Here is a 16,164-nt window from a genome sequence, read left to right as displayed (position 1 = left end):
TAATTAAGAAGCCGTACTGTAAATCCATTCTAACACATTACTTGACGCCTTGTCCATAACAAAAATCAATAATGCGATAATCAAAGAAGCCACAAGTACGACTACTGCGTGATTTTGAAGTTGAGACCACGTAGGCCAAGTTACTTTATGTGTAACTTCACTATACGAATCTTTTATAAATTTAAGTACTTTAGCCATTTTTAGTCTACTTAAGTATGAGCAGGGGCACCAGGATTCGAACCCAGACCAACGGTTTTGGAGACCGCTATACTAACCATTATACTATGCCCCTAATTTTATTGCTGCAAATATAGCGTTTACGACCTATTACAACAAATAATATTTATCTTTTTTTAGCGCTTTGCGACGTGGAATTAAGATAAAAAAACAAGCTAACCAGCATCGCCAGTTAGCTTGTTTTTATCTTAAAATAATCTAAACAGATTACGCTAAAATTTCAGTCACCTGACCAGCACCTACGGTACGACCACCTTCACGGATAGCGAAACGTAGACCTTTTTCCATCGCAATAGCGTTGATCAATTTTACAGTGATCGTTACGTTATCACCAGGCATTACCATTTCAGTTCCTTCTGCCAACGTAATTTCACCAGTTACGTCTGTCGTACGGAAGTAGAATTGTGGACGGTATTTGTTGAAGAATGGCGTGTGACGACCACCTTCTGCTTTTGACAACACGTATACTTCAGCTTTGAAGTCTGTGTGAGGTGTTACAGAACCTGGCTTACAAATAACCATACCACGACGGATATCAGTTTTCTCAATACCACGTAACAATAAACCTACGTTATCACCAGCTTCTCCGTAATCCAAAATTTTACGGAACATCTCAACACCTGTTACAGTAGATTTCAAATCCTCAGCACCCATACCTAAGATCTCAACAGGATCTCCAGAGTTGATAACACCTCTTTCGATACGACCTGTAGCCACAGTACCACGACCAGTGATCGAGAATACGTCCTCGATAGGCATCAAGAAAGGTAATTCAGTCAAACGAGGAGGAATTGGAATATAGTTATCCACAGCTTCCATCAATTCCATAATCTTGTCTACCCATTCTGTCTCACCGTTCAATGCACCAAGAGCAGAACCTCTGATTACAGGAATATCATCACCAGGGAATTCATAGAAAGATAGTAATTCACGAACTTCCATTTCAACAAGGTCTAACAACTCTGGGTCATCAACCAAGTCAGTTTTGTTCATAAAAACTACTAACGCAGGAACACCTACCTGACGAGCCAACAAAATGTGCTCACGAGTTTGAGGCATAGGACCATCAGTCGCAGCGACTACGATGATAGCACCGTCCATCTGTGCAGCACCCGTAACCATGTTTTTCACATAGTCAGCGTGACCTGGACAGTCAACGTGCGCATAGTGACGGTTAGCAGTTTGGTATTCTACGTGCGAAGTGTTAATTGTAATACCACGTTCTTTTTCTTCAGGAGCAGAGTCAATTGAATCAAATGAACGAGCTTCCGAAAACCCTTTATCAGCCAATACTTTAGTAATAGCAGCTGTTGTAGTTGTCTTACCGTGGTCAACGTGACCGATCGTACCAATGTTTAAGTGTGGTTTACTACGGTCAAATTTCTCTTTTGCCATGTTTATGCGAATTAGTAATTATTAAATATTTCTTTGTTAAAATTTTACAAAAATAATAAACTTATTTTATCGAGCCAAAGATGGGATTTGAACCCACGACCTCTTCCTTACCAAGGAAGTGCTCTACCCCTGAGCTACTTCGGCTTTTATAAAAGCTTACTACAGATTATTGCCCTCACCTTCACGATATCTTGAAAGAGAGAGACCTATTATAATCTTGACAATTAAAGAGCGGAAGACGGGTCTCGAACCCGCAACCTATAGCTTGGAAGGCTATCGCTCTACCAATTGAGCTACTTCCGCTAACATAGTTGGATTACTGTGGAGGGAGAAGGATTCGAACCTTCGAAGCCGAAGCAACGGATTTACAGTCCGTCCCATTTGACCGCTCTGGAACCCCTCCAAACCGTCAACTTACGTTGTGAGCCCCCTGCCGGGATCGAACCAGCGACCTACTGATTACAAGTCAGTTGCTCTACCAGCTGAGCTAAGGAGGCTATTACCTTTTAATATTTCAACTATCCTAAACCTGCCACTTTCAACTATTCTGAACGTGACCTGCTGATTATCCCGAGTATCGGGACTCTACCAGCTGAGCTAAGGAGGCTTATATTTTCTTTAATTTTTTCAAGAACACTTCATCTCTATAGAGAGTGCAAAAATCACGATTTAATTTGAATTTTGCAAGCGAACCTGAAAAACTTTTTTTGCTTTTATCCTGTAAAAGAACGAACTCAAAACCCCTGTCATCAAAGCACCCTGAATTTTGATGTTGCAAAGATATAGACTTGAAGGACTTTACAAAAATATTTTTCACTTTTTTTTACCCGCTCACATACATTATATTGATATGCAAGCAAATAGTTTTATCTCAGGTCCATTTCTCCTGTTTCTTACCTTCTTCTCTCCATGTCTTTTCACCTATTTTAACAGCAGGCATGAACTCTTTTAACATTGGAGTGCGTGAATACCGAGCTTTTTATCTATGTTTGAAATGAAATATCCTATCTAAATCTATGCATCGGGCGTTTATTCTTATTTTATTTATTTCATGCACTATATCAGCTCATGCGCAGAAAAAAAACGGATTTATCCAGAAAATAGTTCAAAAATATCTATCGGCTACAAGCGATAGTTCTCGTGGAGGGAGTATGATGATACTGCCCGCATTGGGATATGCCCAAGAAACAGGCGTAGAATTTGGACTGGCGTCAACTTACGATTTCTATATGGACCCGCAAAATGTAGCAAGCCGAACCTCGAATATGACATTCATGGCAACGTTGACTTCCAACAAGCAAAAGAATATAAAGCTAAACACGGATATCTGGACGAACGACAATGACTATCATATTATGGCCGAAATCCGATACCGGGACTGGCCCCTTTATTTTTATGGTTTAGGGAATAAGACACATACTCTAGACAAAGATTACATCGGTCAGAAATTAGTGCGAGCAAAGGTCGATGTAGAAAGAAAGATATCTCCCCATCTATATGCTGGGATAAATGCTCACTTTGACCACTTTAATCTGGAAGATATCGAAAAGGGAGGCATATTCGAAGATCCCGCGGTATTAGGAAAAGAAGGAGGCCATTATTTGGCTCTCGGCACATCCCTCCTATTCGACAATCGCAATGTCACAACCTATACGACCAAAGGTTCATTTTTGCGGTTGAAATATGCGTATGCCCCTGACTTTTGGAAGAAAGACCATTTCTCAGGAGGTCTCCTCGAAATGGACAGCAGATACTTCATCTCTCCATTACCAAAACTGACCTTTGCAATCCAAGCTTTATACAAAGGCTCTTTTGGCAAACATATACCTTATTATATATATAGAGAACTTGGCGGTGACAGTGCCATGCGCGGTTACTACCTCGGGCGATACCGTGACAGAAATTATGCAACTATACAATCGGAGATCCGCTTCCGTACATTAGCCCGTGTCGGTGCTGTAGCATTCGGAGGCTTGGGCAGCACATTTTCAGATCAATATCCTTTCCGTACATTACCAAGTTATGGGTTGGGTATTCGCTATTTTTTCAGTCTCGAACACCAAAGTACTGTTCGCTTGGATTATGCTATCGGCGAAAAAAGACCGAGCGAAAAACGACAGTCAGGCTTTTACCTCAGTCTGAGTGAGGCTTTTTAAGACAGGTTTGCTTCAACGTCTCCAAAAAGGATACCGTAATCGGAAGTTTTGTTTAGGTTGTTTAGGACGGTAAAACAGCAAGCCAAAGAAGAATAGATCTATGGTAACGATGAAGCGCTCATCTTGACAAATAGTACGCCAGCGTTTTCTATCACTTTTGTTCCTGTAAATATCAGTAAGCACAATGTAACGAAACTGCTTTTGCAGGGTTGCTATACCCGCTACAGAAACAGTAAAATCCTGCACATATAAAGCCTTGGCATTACCCGTATTTTGGGGAGATGACGTATACACCACACCAAAATAATCAGCTATCTTACCTATCAGCCGATCTTTTTTTCGGATCTTTCTTTCTCCTTTTTCTGATGAACTATAGATCACGTTCTCGGCCAACGCATATACAAAGGGAGAGTGTGTACCGTGTCGGCTATGTGCTATCAAAAAATGTCGAAAACAATAAAAAACAGACAAGAGCTTATTCACGACGCAAACATAATATTTTTTTTGTACAGTAAAATTTCGTATTTTAGAATGGAGAAAGAGGGTATTCGTATGCAGGAAAATGAATTAAGAGCACTGATATCGTTGTTGGACGACCCAGACACTGAAATTTTCGACCACGTAGAACAGCATTTGATTACATGTGGCCCAGAAGTGATTCCGATATTGGAGGAAACATGGGAATCATCCTTTGACCCACTCTCCCAGACTCGCATCGAAAACATTATTCATCGCATACAATTCGATCAGATCAAAAACGACCTCCAGTTATGGATGTTACAAAACAGCAACGATTTATTAGCGGGCATGCTTATCATCAATCGATACCAATACCCCAATCTTGATGAAGACATTGTACACCTGCAACTCGCCGAGCTGCGCCGGAATATCTGGCTTCACCTGATGTATGACATGAATCCGATGGAAAAAGTCAAGTTGCTGAACAATATCCTTTTCAAAGAATTCGGCTTATCTGGCAATACGGCCAATTATCACGACCCGCAGAACTCGTTTATCCATAAAGTATTAGAAACTAAAAAAGGTAATCCGCTGTCGTTAGCCTGTATATACAGTATTGTTGCACAAAAATTGGATATTCCCGTTCTGGGTATTAATTTACCTAAACATTTTATCGCTGCCTACATTGACGAAGAGCTTCAGACTCCCCTATTTTACATCAATGTCTTCAATAGAGGGCAGATCATGAAACACGATGATATCTATTCTTTTTTGAAACAACTCAATCTACCACCCCGGGAGGAATTTATCTTGCCATGCTCCAATGTTGCCATCCTCAAGCGTATCATTCGCAATTTAATGACGGCTTATGACAATTTAGGCAATTTAGAAAAAAGAGAGGAAATCGCTATATTATTAAATCTCTTAGACGACGAATAGCTAATCTAATATTCAGAAGGCCCCCTTGAATCCAGAAAGATCGATTGTGGAGTATAAGATGCCGACCCGCTGCCCACACTTAGTTCCGCATCAGGTGCGACATCCCCATTATCTGTCAGATGAAACCGCAATATTTTCTTTGCTCCAGCATCGGCAACATAGATATACTTACCTCCTTCACGCGAATCAATAGCTACATCCAAGGGCTGCTGCAACTTGGTGGAAGCACCAGATATTACACGCGTAGGTGTAAGGGTAGTACTACTCGTATTTTTGGAAAAATTTTCGAAAATCAAAACTCTCCCATCGACGCCGTTGCCCGTATAATCGCTCGCTACCAAAACGTCCGATATGTTCGCATAGGAAAAACCACGAATATTCGATGTACCCGGAACCGTCAACGTATAAGTTGGTCCGATGTCCTTTACCAATGTATCCGCTTTCGCATTCACGACATTTACAAAATTCTTAAACACCAATATTCCACCATCTACACCCGTTTTGCTCAACAACATATCCATCGAATCCAACTGCATTCCCCAGATACGGTCATTCAATATGACTTGATAAGCCGGACGGACAAAGCCCCGACGTGTCTTTGGTCGGTCTATGACGAATATACTCATAGTATCTTTCTCACCTCCCAAGTTTAAGTCGGCTGCAAAAAGCTGATCGTCAAAACTATTGTACCACAGACCCGTAATATTTTTAAACTTGCGGTTACCTATAGTACCCGAGGAGGCGAGCTGCCCCTTATCGTTGACAGACATCACCTGAATGGTGGTATCCAGATAAGAAGGTGTATTTATACTGCTCTGGAAGATGCTTCTTGCAAAGGGGCTGAAATGAATAACATTCCCGCCTAATGCTCCCGATCTATAGGAAAGCCCTCCTTCTGTACTAAAAAGACTAGAGTCCGCGGGATCTATGACAAAGACGTTTCTGATCTGTGCATCCGCAGAATTTGGCGTATATTCTGAAGTCGATATATAAAGACGTGAGATTGGCTTTTTGGCCTTACGAGGCTCATCATCATCCCTTTCACAACCCCACATCATTGCCCCTAATAGCAATAGAGGACATATATATAGAAGACACTTCGTCACTTTCATGCACTGACAATTATTATATGTTACAAACTTAGATAAAAATATTTAACTTTTTATTATCCGTCGATTTCTGTAAAATTGCATATTCCTACAAAAGAGAATGGAACAGAAAACATTGATACGAGAAACGCTTATATTACCGGACAACGGACAAAAACTATTGTTGCACTCCTGTTGCGCCCCTTGTTCGGGTGAAGTCATGGAAGCTTTGATTGCCTCGGATATCGACTTTACCATCTATTTTTATAACCCGAATATCCATCCACGCAACGAGTACGACATCCGCAAAGAAGAAAACATCCGCTTTGCTGAAAAGCACAACATACCTTTTATCGATGCAGACTACGATGTAGACCATTGGTTCGAACTGGCAAAAGGCATGGAACACGAACCTGAGCGAGGTATACGTTGCACCATGTGTTTTGATATGCGGTTTGAAAAAACTGCCGAATATGCCGCTAAACACGGTTTCGATGTGATCTCCAGCTCGCTGGGTATTTCTCGATGGAAAAACATGGAGCAGATCAACGATTGTGGGCTGCGGGCAGCCTCCCGTTATCCCAACTTAGCCTATTGGACATTCAACTGGCGCAAAAAAGGAGGATCAGCTCGTATGTTAGAGATCAGCAAACGTGAAAAATTCTACATGCAAGAATATTGTGGATGCGCTTATTCCCTGCGGGACACGAACAAGTGGCGTATGGCCAATGGGCGAGAGAAAATTGAATTAGGCACAAAATACTACGGAGACGAGGAGTAAAAGTATTTTTCAAAAGTATTGTTTTGTTCACACAAAAGAATTAATTTTGCAGGCTCAAATACAGGATTGTGAAGTACCTCAGAGAATATAGAATACCTTTTTCAGGCTTAGCTGCAGGAGAACACGATTTTAAATTTGAGATTGATGATAAGTTCTTTGATTGCTTTGAACACTCCTTAGTCAAGAAGGGCAAATTAACAGCTTCTGTACAGTTGCATAAGCAAGAGAATATGCTGATTGTCCATTTTGACATCAAAGGAAGCATACAACTCACTTGTGACGTATGTCTGTCTGCATTTGAATCGCCGCTGGATTTCCAAGAGCGGGTCATTGTTAAGTTTGTCCAAGAAGAATGGGATGAAGAAACAGAAGAAGTTATCATTCTTAGCAAAACGGACTATGAGCTCGACATTTCGACATTACTCTATGAGTATATCAATGTAAGAGTCCCCTATTATGCCAAGTGTGAAGAGCAAGGTATCGGTATTACATGCGACCCGGAGATGATTGCGAGGATAAGCAACATTGAACAATCGTCAGTTGAAGGCGAAAATATAGACCCACGTTGGGCAACGTTAAAGAATATTAGGAACAATTAAAAAATAATACGAGATGGCACATCCAAAGCGTAAAACTTCGAAATCAAGAAGAGATAAAAGAAGAACACATTATAAAGCAGAAAGACCTACTTTGACAGTTTGTAAAGAAACTGGTGCAGTTCACACACCTCATCGTGCATATACGGTAGACGGTAATTTGTACTACAACGGCAAATTGATTATTGAGAATACAGCAGCTGTCTAAGCGAATCTTTTGAAATAAACATCCCAAATAAGCATCTTAAATTATTTTTTTGCTTTAATTTGGGATGTTTTTTGCGTATTATTGAATTCGAAAAATAATAACGGATGAAGATTGGTTTAGATGTTTTAGGAGGAGATTATGCTCCTAAGTCTACAATATTAGGCGCTATTGAAGCGCAAAAAGTCCTTCAAAACGATCAACGTATAGTTCTATTCGGCGATGAGGAAGAGGTAAGAAAAAGTATAGCAGTGGCTGGAGCAGACCCATCTCTATTTGATTACATCCACGCCCCCGAAAACATTTCCATGCATGAACACCCCACGAAAGCAATCACACAAAAACCTAACTCCAGTGTGGCTAAGGGGTTCGAATTATTAAAAAACGGTGAAATAGACTCGTTTTCTTCAGCAGGAAATACCGGTGCCATGTTAGTGGGGGCTATGTTCAGTGTCAAAACCGTTCCAGGCGTCCTAAGACCAGCCATAGCGACCAACGTTCCCAAGTTAAAAAGTGGGTACGGCATTCTGTTGGACGTGGGAGCCAATGCAGATTGTAAGCCCGAAACGCTGAATCAGTTTGCCTTACTGGGAAGCTTATACGCCGAACATATATCCGGCAAATCCAATCCAAAAGTTGCTCTCCTCAATATAGGTGAAGAAGAAGAAAAAGGAAATCTCCTCACCATCGCTACCTACCCCCTTCTAAAAGCAAATTCAAAAATTAATTTCATCGGCAACGCCGAAGGCCGCGATTTGTTCAGTGACCATGCCGATGTATTTGTTTGTGATGGTTTCACAGGTAACGTTGTTTTAAAGTTGGCCGAATCATTTTACATCGTTACGCGCAAGAAAAACTTTAAAGACGAGTTCTTTGATCGATTCAATTACGAACAGTATGGAGGAAGCCCAATATTAGGAGTCAATGCCCCGGTGATCATCGGACACGGTATTTCCACTCCTGAAGCTATTAAAAATATGGTATTACTATCGAAAGAAATGATCGAATCAAAATTTATTGACAAGATTAAATCGGCTTTTAACTAACATTCTATGTCTAAAATTCATGCAGCTATTACAGCGGTAAACGGGTACGTTCCTGATTATGTATTGACCAACAGCGAATTGGAAACAATGGTTGATACAAATGACGAATGGATCGTAACACGTACGGGTATTAAAGAAAGACGTATTCTAAAAGGAGAAGGATTAGCGACATCCGACCTCGCGGTACCCGCTGTAAAAGGCTTATTAGAAAAAAGAGGTATTGCTGCCACAGAAATTGAACTCATCATTTTCTGCACCAGTACACCCGACATGCTATTCCCGGCCACAGCCAATATCTTAGCAGACAAAATAGGTGCGACGAACGCCTGGGGTTATGATCTGCAAGCGGCCTGTTCAGGCTTCCTTTTTGGACTGACTACAGCCGCGCAATTTATCGAATCAGGGAGACACAGCAAAGTCCTCGTCATCGGCGCAGATAAAATGTCATCCGTTGTCAATTACAAGGACAGAAACACCTGTATCCTCTTTGGGGACGGTTGTGGAGCTGTGTTATTAGAACCTAATACCGAAGGCAATGGTATCCAGGATGCTATTCTCAAAACAGACGGTTCAGGTGGACAGTATCTCAATATTAAAGCTGGAGGATCTTTACATCCAGCTTCTCATGAGACAGTCGAAGCAGGCTTACATTATGCCTATCAAGAGGGGCGTACCGTATTCAAATTTGCCGTTACCAATATGGCCGATGTTGCCGCAGAGATCATGGAGCGCAACAATTTATCATCGGAAGATGTCGCGTGGCTGGTTCCCCATCAAGCTAATAAACGCATTATCGACGCTACGGCAGAACGGGCGGGTCTTCCGGAAGAAAAGGTTATGGTCAACATCCATAAATATGGCAATACGACCAGCGGCACAATCCCGATTTGCCTCTGGGAATGGGAAAAACAACTAAAAAAAGGAGATAACCTCATTTTAGCCGCTTTCGGTGGCGGTTTTACCTGGGGTTCCGTATATTTGAAGTGGGCGTATTAAATCCTCCGCTTTTTGGGTATTTTAAGACATTAAATTTTAACGTAAATTAAAACAAAACCTACTAGCTATGAGTATGGATATCAAGCAAATTCAGGATCTGATTAAATTTGTATCAAAATCAGGCGTGAATGAAGTATCAATCGAAGAAAAGGACTTCAAGATTACAATAAAGACAAATCAGGAACCGACATATGTCACGGCTACTCTTCCTGCGGCGATGCCAGCTCCTGTAGCTGCTGCTCCTACTGCGGCCGCACCCGAAAAAGCAGCACCGACGACACCTGCTGCCCCCGCATCCGCTTCGGGCAACGACGCGAACTTGATAACAATCAAGTCGCCCATGATCGGTACCTTCTATCGTTCACCTGGGCCAGATAAAGCTGTTTTCGTAAATGTAGGCGATGAAATTGCACCAGGCAAAGTATTGTGCATTATAGAGGCGATGAAATTGTTCAATGAGATCGAATCTGAAGTTTCTGGGAAAATTGTGAAAATATTAGTAAATGATGCACAACCGGTCGAATACGATCAACCTTTATTTTTAGTAGACCCCTCTTAACTTAGATATTAGTATTTAGATGTTAGTATTTAGATATTAGATTTGAGATAATAGACTTATCTAGTCAAAATTACAATAGATGTTTAAGAAAATATTAATTGCCAATAGAGGGGAAATAGCCCTACGAATCATTCGCACCTGTCGGGAGATGGGTATCAAGAGCGTAGCCGTATACTCTACTGCTGATCGGGATAGCCTCCATGTGAGATTTGCTGACGAAGCCGTGTGTATAGGTCCTCCTGCCAGTAGAGATTCTTACCTGAATATCCCAAACATCATAGCAGCAGCTGAATTAACGAACGCAGATGCTATCCATCCGGGATATGGCTTTCTATCCGAAAATGCAAGGTTTTCGGCTATATGTGCCGAATATGGCATTAAATTTATCGGTGCTACGGCAGACCAGATTGAAAAAATGGGTGATAAATCGTCTGCAAAAGACACCATGAAAAATGCAGGCGTACCGACAGTTCCCGGTTCGGACGGTTTGATACCCGACGTCAAAACAGGCATCAAATTGGCCAACGAAATCGGCTATCCTGTCATCATCAAAGCTACGGCGGGTGGTGGTGGCCGAGGTATGCGGATTATTTGGAAAGACGAAGAGTTTGAACCGAGTTGGGACTCAGCTCGCCAGGAGGCTGCTGCCGCATTCGGCAATGATGGCATTTACCTGGAAAAATTCGTTGAAGAGCCTCGCCATATTGAGATACAGGTCATCGGTGACCAATACGGTACAGTATGTCACTTATCAGAACGGGATTGTTCCATACAACGCCGCCACCAGAAATTGGTTGAAGAAGCCCCGTCTCCTTTTATCACACCAGAGCTACGAGCCAAGATGGGAGAAGCAGCCATCAAAGGAGCACAAGCGGTAAGATATGAAGGTGCCGGAACGATCGAGTTCCTCGTGGACAAACACCGCAATTTCTATTTTATGGAAATGAATACGCGTATCCAGGTAGAACATCCCGTTACGGAAGAGGTCATCAATTTTGATCTGATTAAAGAACAAATCAAAGTAGCCGCAGGTATTCCTATTTCAGGGAAAAGTTACGAACCGACCATGCACGCTATCGAATGCCGTATCAATGCGGAAGATCCATTCAATAATTTCCGCCCTTCACCGGGTAAGATCACAAACTTCCATTCTCCGGGAGGGCATGGTGTCCGTGTAGACACACATGTATACTCTGGATATACTATTCCGCCAAACTACGACTCGATGATTGCAAAGCTCATCTGTGTGGCACAAACACGCGAAGAAGCAATCTCCACCATGGAACGAGCCTTGAGTGAGTTTGTCATCGAAGGCGTGAAAACAACCATTCCCTTACATCTGAGATTGATGCGTGATCCAAACTTCCGAGCAGGAAATTTTACCACGAAGTTTATGGAAACTTTCGATCTGACTGCTTATCCGGACGAAGAGGAAGCGTAAAAATTTTGTTTTCATTTGAAAAGATACCATTCTTACAACAAAGAATGGTATTTTTGTTATTCGAGTAACATCTGTATATGTCTAGTAGAAAATTATTAAATGCCATAAAGGAAAAAGGGAAAAGTATTGAGGCTGAAATGTCTTTCTTTGAACACCTGGAAGTCCTTCGCTGGCATATCATCCGGGCCGTCATCGCTGTCACGGTTTTTGCGATATTATCGTTTAGCTTTTACGATTTTATCTTCAACCAAATCATCATGGGGCCTAAAAGTCTTGATTTTTGGACCTACCGCATGATGTGCAAAATGGGAGATGTGCTCCATTTGGATGGATTTTGTGTTGAACGGATTCCTTTCAATATTATCAATACAGAACTGGCGGGGCAATTTATGCTACAAATCAACTCCTGTCTGTTGATGGCCGTTGCATTAGGATTCCCCTACTTACTGTTCGAAGTTTGGTTATTCATCAAACCTGCACTGACCGATATCGAACGGAAGTCGGCAAATGGATTTGTGTTCTACGCCACTCTTCTATTCGTTATTGGCGCGCTATTTGGTTATTATATTGTGGTTCCGCTATCTGTCAACTTTTTAGCCAACGTGTCACTAAGCGATGAAATAACGAACCAAATTACAATCGATTCTTATCTATCTACCATCGCTACATTAACATTGGGGTGTGGGATTATTTTCCTCTTACCCATTTTGATATTCATCCTGTCCAAACTAGGCTTGATGACACCGCAGTTTATGCGGGCAAGCCGGCGGTATGCCATTGTTATTATTTTGATTATAGCCGCTATCATTACCCCTACGGCCGACGTCATAACGTTGCTTACGGTCAGTGCTCCTATGTTCATGCTTTACGAACTTAGCATCATGGTGTCCGCACGGGTCAAAAAGCAACGAGACTTAAAAGAAAAAGAATTTTATAACACATAAACTAAAAATCATGAAAATAGCCATTGGAAGCGACCATGCCGGTTTTGATTATAAAACAGAAATCATTAATCATTTAAAGCATCTCGGACACGACGTGCAGGATTATGGTCCGTCGAATGCCGATTCAGTAGACTATCCGGATTATGCACATCCGGTCGCCAGTGCTATTGAAAATGGTGAACATACATTGGGGATATTGATCTGTGGCAGTGCCAATGGTGTTGCCATTACGGCTAACAAACATCAAGGGGTACGCGCTGCCATAGCCTGGCAAAATGAAATTGCAGCTTTGGCCCGTCAGCACAATAATGCTAATATCTTATGTATTCCAGCAAGGTTTATAGACATGGACCTGAGCAAAAAGATTGTGACGACCTTCACCACTACTGATTTTGAAGGTGGTCGACATGCTAACCGTGTCAATAAGATTTCCTGTGCGTAGATTATGAAGCCGTTTCTGAGTTTATTCTTTATTGTGTTCCTGACGAACAGCTGCACGTTAGCGCAGAGTCCGTCTCGTTATGTGGAAGAATTAAAGGAGGAGCCGGCAAAAGAACATCTGACCGTACTCTCTTCTAAATCCTATGAAGGACGCGGAACAGGCCAAGCTGGAGGTCAAAAGGCTGCGCGCTATATCGCGGATCATTTTAAGGACTATGGGCTTATACCCATAGTTAAGGACTCCTACTTCCAGCCCGTTGCTTTACGAAGAACATCTTATAAGGTCAATGAATTTAGAATAAGCAATATACCGCTGGCATATGGTCGGGAATATTTCGTACAAGGTGACAACACCTTTCAGGATTTCCAAGCCAAAGAAATTGTTTTTATTGGCTACGGTATACAAGATTCCAAATACAATGAGTTAAAAGGAATTGATATCAAGGGAAAAGTCGTCTTGCTGCTCAACGAAGACGAACCCATGGACGGTAATGGACATTCGGTGATAACCGGTAAAAAATATAAATCGGAATGGTCGGTCAACCGATTCAAACGTATCCAAGCATTGCTCAAACATAAACCCCAGCTCATTCTGGCAACAGGGAAAATGGCCCAACAAATCATACAGCAGGGTAATAACCGCAATTTGCTCGGTCGTATTCAGCTGGATGAGGGAACAGTCGAACCCAAAGATGTTTCACAAGAAGCGCCCGTTGTCTATATTACGGAGTCCATTGCAGATGAAATGCTAAAACAGGCACAAACTTCTTTACAAGAGTTCAAAAATACCGTAACCAGCACACTTAAACCAGTAATCTCCAACATTCCGTTAAGTCTGCACGCTCGCATGGGTATTCTATCCGAAAAGTTGCATGATCCAAACGTGTTAGGGTTGATTGAAGGAACAGATCTGAAAGAGGAAATTATCGTCGTCTGTGCACACTATGACCATGACGGCATACTTCCCGACAGTACATATTTCCCGGGTGCAGACGACAATGGTAGTGGTACTGTAGCTGTGTTGGAATTGGCACGGACTTTTGCTCAAGCCAAAAAGGAAGGTCACGGTCCTCGCCGGAGTATACTGTTTGTCGCATGGGCTGCCGAAGAGCGCGGCCTTTTGGGTTCCAAGTATTACGTCGAAAACCCTGTTTTACCTTTGCGCAATACCGTTGCCTGCATTAACATCGACATGATCGGTCGTATTGATGACAAGCATCTGAATGGCAATCATAATTACATACACGTTATTGGAACAAACAAATTAAGTACAGACCTAAAACCTATCCTCCAAGACGCCAACCGTACAATCCAACTCGAATTGGACGACATGTATAATAATCCCAAGGATCCTTTACGTCTATACTATCGCTCAGATCATTATAATTTTGCCCAACAAGGCATCCCTTCCCTCTTCTTCTTCTCGGGGTTACACCCGCATTATCATACCCCCGAAGATACCGTGGATAAAATCGATTTTCCAATGATGGTCAAACGAGAGAAACTTATTTTTCATGTGGTATGGGATATCGCCAATCGCGAAAACAGACCTCGGGTAGATATCGATTAAGAGGGAAGATCATTTATCCGCTTACCTTCATGGTGCCAAAACCGCCGATTTTTAGGTTCACCGATAAGTTGGCTTCGGTAAATACTGCTATGCCCTGACAGCAAATAGGAAACTATACAGGCAATAGCCACATACATGCCGCAATCAGCACCGAAAAGCTCTATCGCCATGATGCTACATGCTAAAGGTGTATTCGTAGCTCCCGCGAAAACGGCGACAAAACCCATGCCAGCAAGGAGATCTACGGGCAGGGGAATAAAATAGGCCAACGCATTCCCCAAAGTTGCTCCAATAAAAAACAATGGTGTCACTTCCCCACCTTTAAACCCTGCCGAAAGCGTGACAATAGTAAAAATCATTTTCACCGCAAAATCATACGCCGGCAGTTGCTGCTCGAACGAATCAACAATTGTCGGAATGCCCAAGCCGATATATTTTGTAGTACCTATAGCCCACACGGCAGACGCAACAAGAATACCTCCGACAAAAGGCCGCAATGGCGGATAGGCAATCGTAGACTTAAATATACGGCCTGCTTTGTGAACCATCTTGCTAAATGTAGCAGCACATAGCCCACAGAAAACCCCAACTATAACAGCATAAACGACTGGAAGGAGTGAAATATCGGGAACGACATCAATATGATAATGCGTATGTTGTGCCTGCCAAAGCCTTGTGACCAAATCGGCGATTATCGCCGTCATGAAAGCCGGGAAAATAGCGTTATACCGGATACGCCCCAAAAGAAAAAACTCCAGACCAAAAATTGCACCCGCTAAGGGTGTACCGAATACGGATCCAAATCCCCCAGCAATCGCCGCTATGATGAGTATCACCCTGTCCGGGGATGAGAGGCGGAATGGTTTTGAAAATTGGTCCGCAATCGCCCCAGCCATCTGTAAGGCCGTTCCCTCCCGCCCTGCTGAACCTCCAAAGAAATGGGTAGCAATAGTTCCGATATACACAAACGGGGCCATACGGAAAGGTATGATCCGTTTCGGTTGATGGATAGTGTCGATCAGAAGATTATTACCTTGTTCGGCATCTTTACCCAAGTAATGATAGAGGAGTCCAATGAGCAGACCTCCAACAGGAAGCAAGGCAATCAACCAAAGATGATTTTCCCGAAAATCGGTTGCCCAATCCAACGAAATCAGAAAGCCGGCCGAAGCACTGCCAATACACGCGCCGATAAACAAACTGATGAAAAACCACCTAATGATATAAGAAATGGCGGGGTATTTACGAAAGAATAATCGAGTGGAGAGGTTTATCTTTCTACGAATTGTACTTTGTTTGTATTTAGACATG

General features: G+C 42.3%; 17 protein-coding genes and 5 tRNA genes. 12 read left to right on the top strand and 10 right to left on the bottom strand.

Features of this window, described 5'->3' with window-relative positions:
• Window positions 1-3 precede the first annotated feature (3 nt).
• From secE to G5B30_RS13300, 7 genes are all read right to left on the bottom strand, one after another.
• Window positions 4-198, bottom strand: coding sequence for a preprotein translocase subunit SecE (gene secE, locus G5B30_RS13330; RefSeq protein ID WP_165320487.1), 195 nt, complete (start codon window positions 196-198; stop codon window positions 4-6).
• Between the two features lie 22 nt (window positions 199-220).
• Window positions 221-292, bottom strand: a tRNA-Trp gene (locus G5B30_RS13325).
• 152 nt (window positions 293-444) lie between these two features.
• Window positions 445-1,632, bottom strand: coding sequence for an elongation factor Tu (gene tuf, locus G5B30_RS13320; protein ID WP_165320486.1), 1,188 nt, complete (start codon window positions 1,630-1,632; stop codon window positions 445-447).
• A gap of 72 nt (window positions 1,633-1,704) precedes the next feature.
• Window positions 1,705-1,776 (bottom strand) — tRNA-Thr (locus tag G5B30_RS13315).
• Between the two features lie 86 nt (window positions 1,777-1,862).
• A tRNA-Gly gene (locus G5B30_RS13310) sits at window positions 1,863-1,935 on the bottom strand.
• Window positions 1,936-1,954: 19 nt separating this feature from the next.
• Window positions 1,955-2,035 (bottom strand) — tRNA-Tyr (locus G5B30_RS13305).
• A gap of 21 nt (window positions 2,036-2,056) precedes the next feature.
• Window positions 2,057-2,129, bottom strand: a tRNA-Thr gene (locus tag G5B30_RS13300).
• A 654-nt stretch (window positions 2,130-2,783) separates the two neighbouring features.
• On the opposite strand from G5B30_RS13300, the gene G5B30_RS13295 reads away from it, so the two are divergent.
• Window positions 2,784-3,788 carry a BamA/TamA family outer membrane protein gene (locus G5B30_RS13295; RefSeq protein ID WP_240903215.1) on the top strand — a complete coding sequence of 335 codons (1,005 nt, stop codon included), beginning with the start codon at window positions 2,784-2,786 and terminating at the stop codon, window positions 3,786-3,788.
• A 12-nt stretch (window positions 3,789-3,800) separates the two neighbouring features.
• Here the strand turns inward: G5B30_RS13295 and G5B30_RS17295 are convergent, their stop codons facing one another.
• Window positions 3,801-4,229, bottom strand: coding sequence for a hypothetical protein (locus G5B30_RS17295; protein WP_206367125.1), 429 nt, complete (start codon window positions 4,227-4,229; stop codon window positions 3,801-3,803).
• Between the two features lie 90 nt (window positions 4,230-4,319).
• Between G5B30_RS17295 and G5B30_RS13285 the strand changes: the two genes are divergently transcribed.
• The gene (locus G5B30_RS13285; protein ID WP_240903214.1) at window positions 4,320-5,186 is read left to right on the top strand and encodes a transglutaminase-like domain-containing protein; all 867 of its coding nucleotides are present in this window, start codon (window positions 4,320-4,322) and stop codon (window positions 5,184-5,186) included.
• A gap of 5 nt (window positions 5,187-5,191) precedes the next feature.
• Here G5B30_RS13285 and G5B30_RS13280 read toward each other — a convergent pair whose 3' ends face one another.
• Complete coding sequence (locus G5B30_RS13280; protein ID WP_165320484.1) at window positions 5,192-6,298, bottom strand: hypothetical protein; 1,107 nt, start codon at window positions 6,296-6,298, stop codon at window positions 5,192-5,194.
• Between the two features lie 97 nt (window positions 6,299-6,395).
• Here G5B30_RS13280 and G5B30_RS13275 point away from each other — a divergent pair, with 97 nt between their 5' ends.
• The 10 genes from G5B30_RS13275 (at window position 6,396) to G5B30_RS13230 (ending at window position 14,853) form a co-directional block, all read left to right on the top strand.
• A complete protein-coding gene (locus G5B30_RS13275; RefSeq protein ID WP_165320483.1) occupies window positions 6,396-7,055 on the top strand; it encodes an epoxyqueuosine reductase QueH in 660 nt (219 codons plus the stop codon).
• 68 nt (window positions 7,056-7,123) lie between these two features.
• Window positions 7,124-7,654, top strand: coding sequence for a YceD family protein (locus G5B30_RS13270; RefSeq protein ID WP_165320482.1), 531 nt, complete (start codon window positions 7,124-7,126; stop codon window positions 7,652-7,654).
• Window positions 7,655-7,667: 13 nt separating this feature from the next.
• Entirely contained in the window at window positions 7,668-7,859 is a 192-nt protein-coding gene (rpmF, locus tag G5B30_RS13265) for a 50S ribosomal protein L32 (protein ID WP_071790457.1), read from the top strand.
• 104 nt (window positions 7,860-7,963) lie between these two features.
• Window positions 7,964-8,902 (top strand): phosphate acyltransferase PlsX, encoded by a 939-nt coding sequence (gene plsX / locus G5B30_RS13260; RefSeq protein ID WP_165320481.1) that lies wholly within the window; start codon window positions 7,964-7,966, stop codon window positions 8,900-8,902.
• A 6-nt stretch (window positions 8,903-8,908) separates the two neighbouring features.
• Window positions 8,909-9,898 carry a beta-ketoacyl-ACP synthase III gene (locus G5B30_RS13255; RefSeq protein WP_165320480.1) on the top strand — a complete coding sequence of 330 codons (990 nt, stop codon included), beginning with the start codon at window positions 8,909-8,911 and terminating at the stop codon, window positions 9,896-9,898.
• Between the two features lie 67 nt (window positions 9,899-9,965).
• Window positions 9,966-10,457 (top strand): acetyl-CoA carboxylase biotin carboxyl carrier protein, encoded by a 492-nt coding sequence (gene accB, locus G5B30_RS13250; protein WP_165320479.1) that lies wholly within the window; start codon window positions 9,966-9,968, stop codon window positions 10,455-10,457.
• Between the two features lie 79 nt (window positions 10,458-10,536).
• On the top strand, window positions 10,537-11,898 hold the full coding sequence (accC, locus tag G5B30_RS13245) for an acetyl-CoA carboxylase biotin carboxylase subunit (protein WP_165320478.1): 1,362 nt from the start codon (window positions 10,537-10,539) through the stop codon (window positions 11,896-11,898).
• Between the two features lie 77 nt (window positions 11,899-11,975).
• Window positions 11,976-12,842 (top strand): twin-arginine translocase subunit TatC, encoded by an 867-nt coding sequence (gene tatC, locus G5B30_RS13240; RefSeq protein ID WP_165320477.1) that lies wholly within the window; start codon window positions 11,976-11,978, stop codon window positions 12,840-12,842.
• 10 nt (window positions 12,843-12,852) lie between these two features.
• The gene (gene rpiB / locus G5B30_RS13235; protein WP_165320476.1) at window positions 12,853-13,284 is read left to right on the top strand and encodes a ribose 5-phosphate isomerase B; all 432 of its coding nucleotides are present in this window, start codon (window positions 12,853-12,855) and stop codon (window positions 13,282-13,284) included.
• Window positions 13,285-13,287: 3 nt separating this feature from the next.
• Window positions 13,288-14,853, top strand: a complete 1,566-nt coding sequence (locus G5B30_RS13230; protein WP_165320475.1) for a M28 family peptidase — start codon at window positions 13,288-13,290, stop codon at window positions 14,851-14,853.
• On the opposite strand, the gene G5B30_RS13225 is transcribed toward G5B30_RS13230, so the two are convergent.
• Window positions 14,850-16,163, bottom strand: coding sequence for a voltage-gated chloride channel family protein (locus tag G5B30_RS13225; RefSeq protein WP_206367124.1), 1,314 nt, complete (start codon window positions 16,161-16,163; stop codon window positions 14,850-14,852). The two genes, G5B30_RS13230 and G5B30_RS13225, sit on opposite strands and share 4 nt — an antisense overlap.
• Window position 16,164: the final 1 nt, after the last annotated feature.

This window comes from Sphingobacterium sp. SGG-5 (assembly GCF_011043525.1).
Classification (GTDB): Bacteria; Bacteroidota; Bacteroidia; order Sphingobacteriales; family Sphingobacteriaceae; genus Sphingobacterium.
The sequence above is the reverse complement of the archived record's forward strand: the minus strand, read 5'-3'. Positions and strand labels throughout refer to the sequence as shown.

Excerpts from the sequence above, each read along its gene's own strand:
- secE (WP_165320487.1), bottom strand. The coding sequence starts at position 198 with ATGGCTAAAGTACTTAAATTTATAAAAGATTCGTATAGTGAAGTTACA.
- tuf (WP_165320486.1), bottom strand. The coding sequence starts at position 1,632 with ATGGCAAAAGAGAAATTTGACCGTAGTAAACCACACTTAAACATTGGT.
- G5B30_RS13295 (WP_240903215.1), top strand. The coding sequence starts at position 2,784 with ATGATGATACTGCCCGCATTGGGATATGCCCAAGAAACAGGCGTAGAA.
- G5B30_RS13285 (WP_240903214.1), top strand. The coding sequence starts at position 4,320 with ATGGAGAAAGAGGGTATTCGTATGCAGGAAAATGAATTAAGAGCACTG.
- G5B30_RS13280 (WP_165320484.1), bottom strand. The coding sequence starts at position 6,298 with ATGAAAGTGACGAAGTGTCTTCTATATATATGTCCTCTATTGCTATTA.
- G5B30_RS13275 (WP_165320483.1), top strand. The coding sequence starts at position 6,396 with ATGGAACAGAAAACATTGATACGAGAAACGCTTATATTACCGGACAAC.
- rpmF (WP_071790457.1), top strand. The coding sequence starts at position 7,668 with ATGGCACATCCAAAGCGTAAAACTTCGAAATCAAGAAGAGATAAAAGA.
- plsX (WP_165320481.1), top strand. The coding sequence starts at position 7,964 with ATGAAGATTGGTTTAGATGTTTTAGGAGGAGATTATGCTCCTAAGTCT.
- G5B30_RS13255 (WP_165320480.1), top strand. The coding sequence starts at position 8,909 with ATGTCTAAAATTCATGCAGCTATTACAGCGGTAAACGGGTACGTTCCT.
- accB (WP_165320479.1), top strand. The coding sequence starts at position 9,966 with ATGAGTATGGATATCAAGCAAATTCAGGATCTGATTAAATTTGTATCA.
- accC (WP_165320478.1), top strand. The coding sequence starts at position 10,537 with ATGTTTAAGAAAATATTAATTGCCAATAGAGGGGAAATAGCCCTACGA.
- tatC (WP_165320477.1), top strand. The coding sequence starts at position 11,976 with ATGTCTAGTAGAAAATTATTAAATGCCATAAAGGAAAAAGGGAAAAGT.
- rpiB (WP_165320476.1), top strand. The coding sequence starts at position 12,853 with ATGAAAATAGCCATTGGAAGCGACCATGCCGGTTTTGATTATAAAACA.
- G5B30_RS13230 (WP_165320475.1), top strand. The coding sequence starts at position 13,288 with ATGAAGCCGTTTCTGAGTTTATTCTTTATTGTGTTCCTGACGAACAGC.
- G5B30_RS13225 (WP_206367124.1), bottom strand. The coding sequence starts at position 16,163 with ATGTCTAAATACAAACAAAGTACAATTCGTAGAAAGATAAACCTCTCC.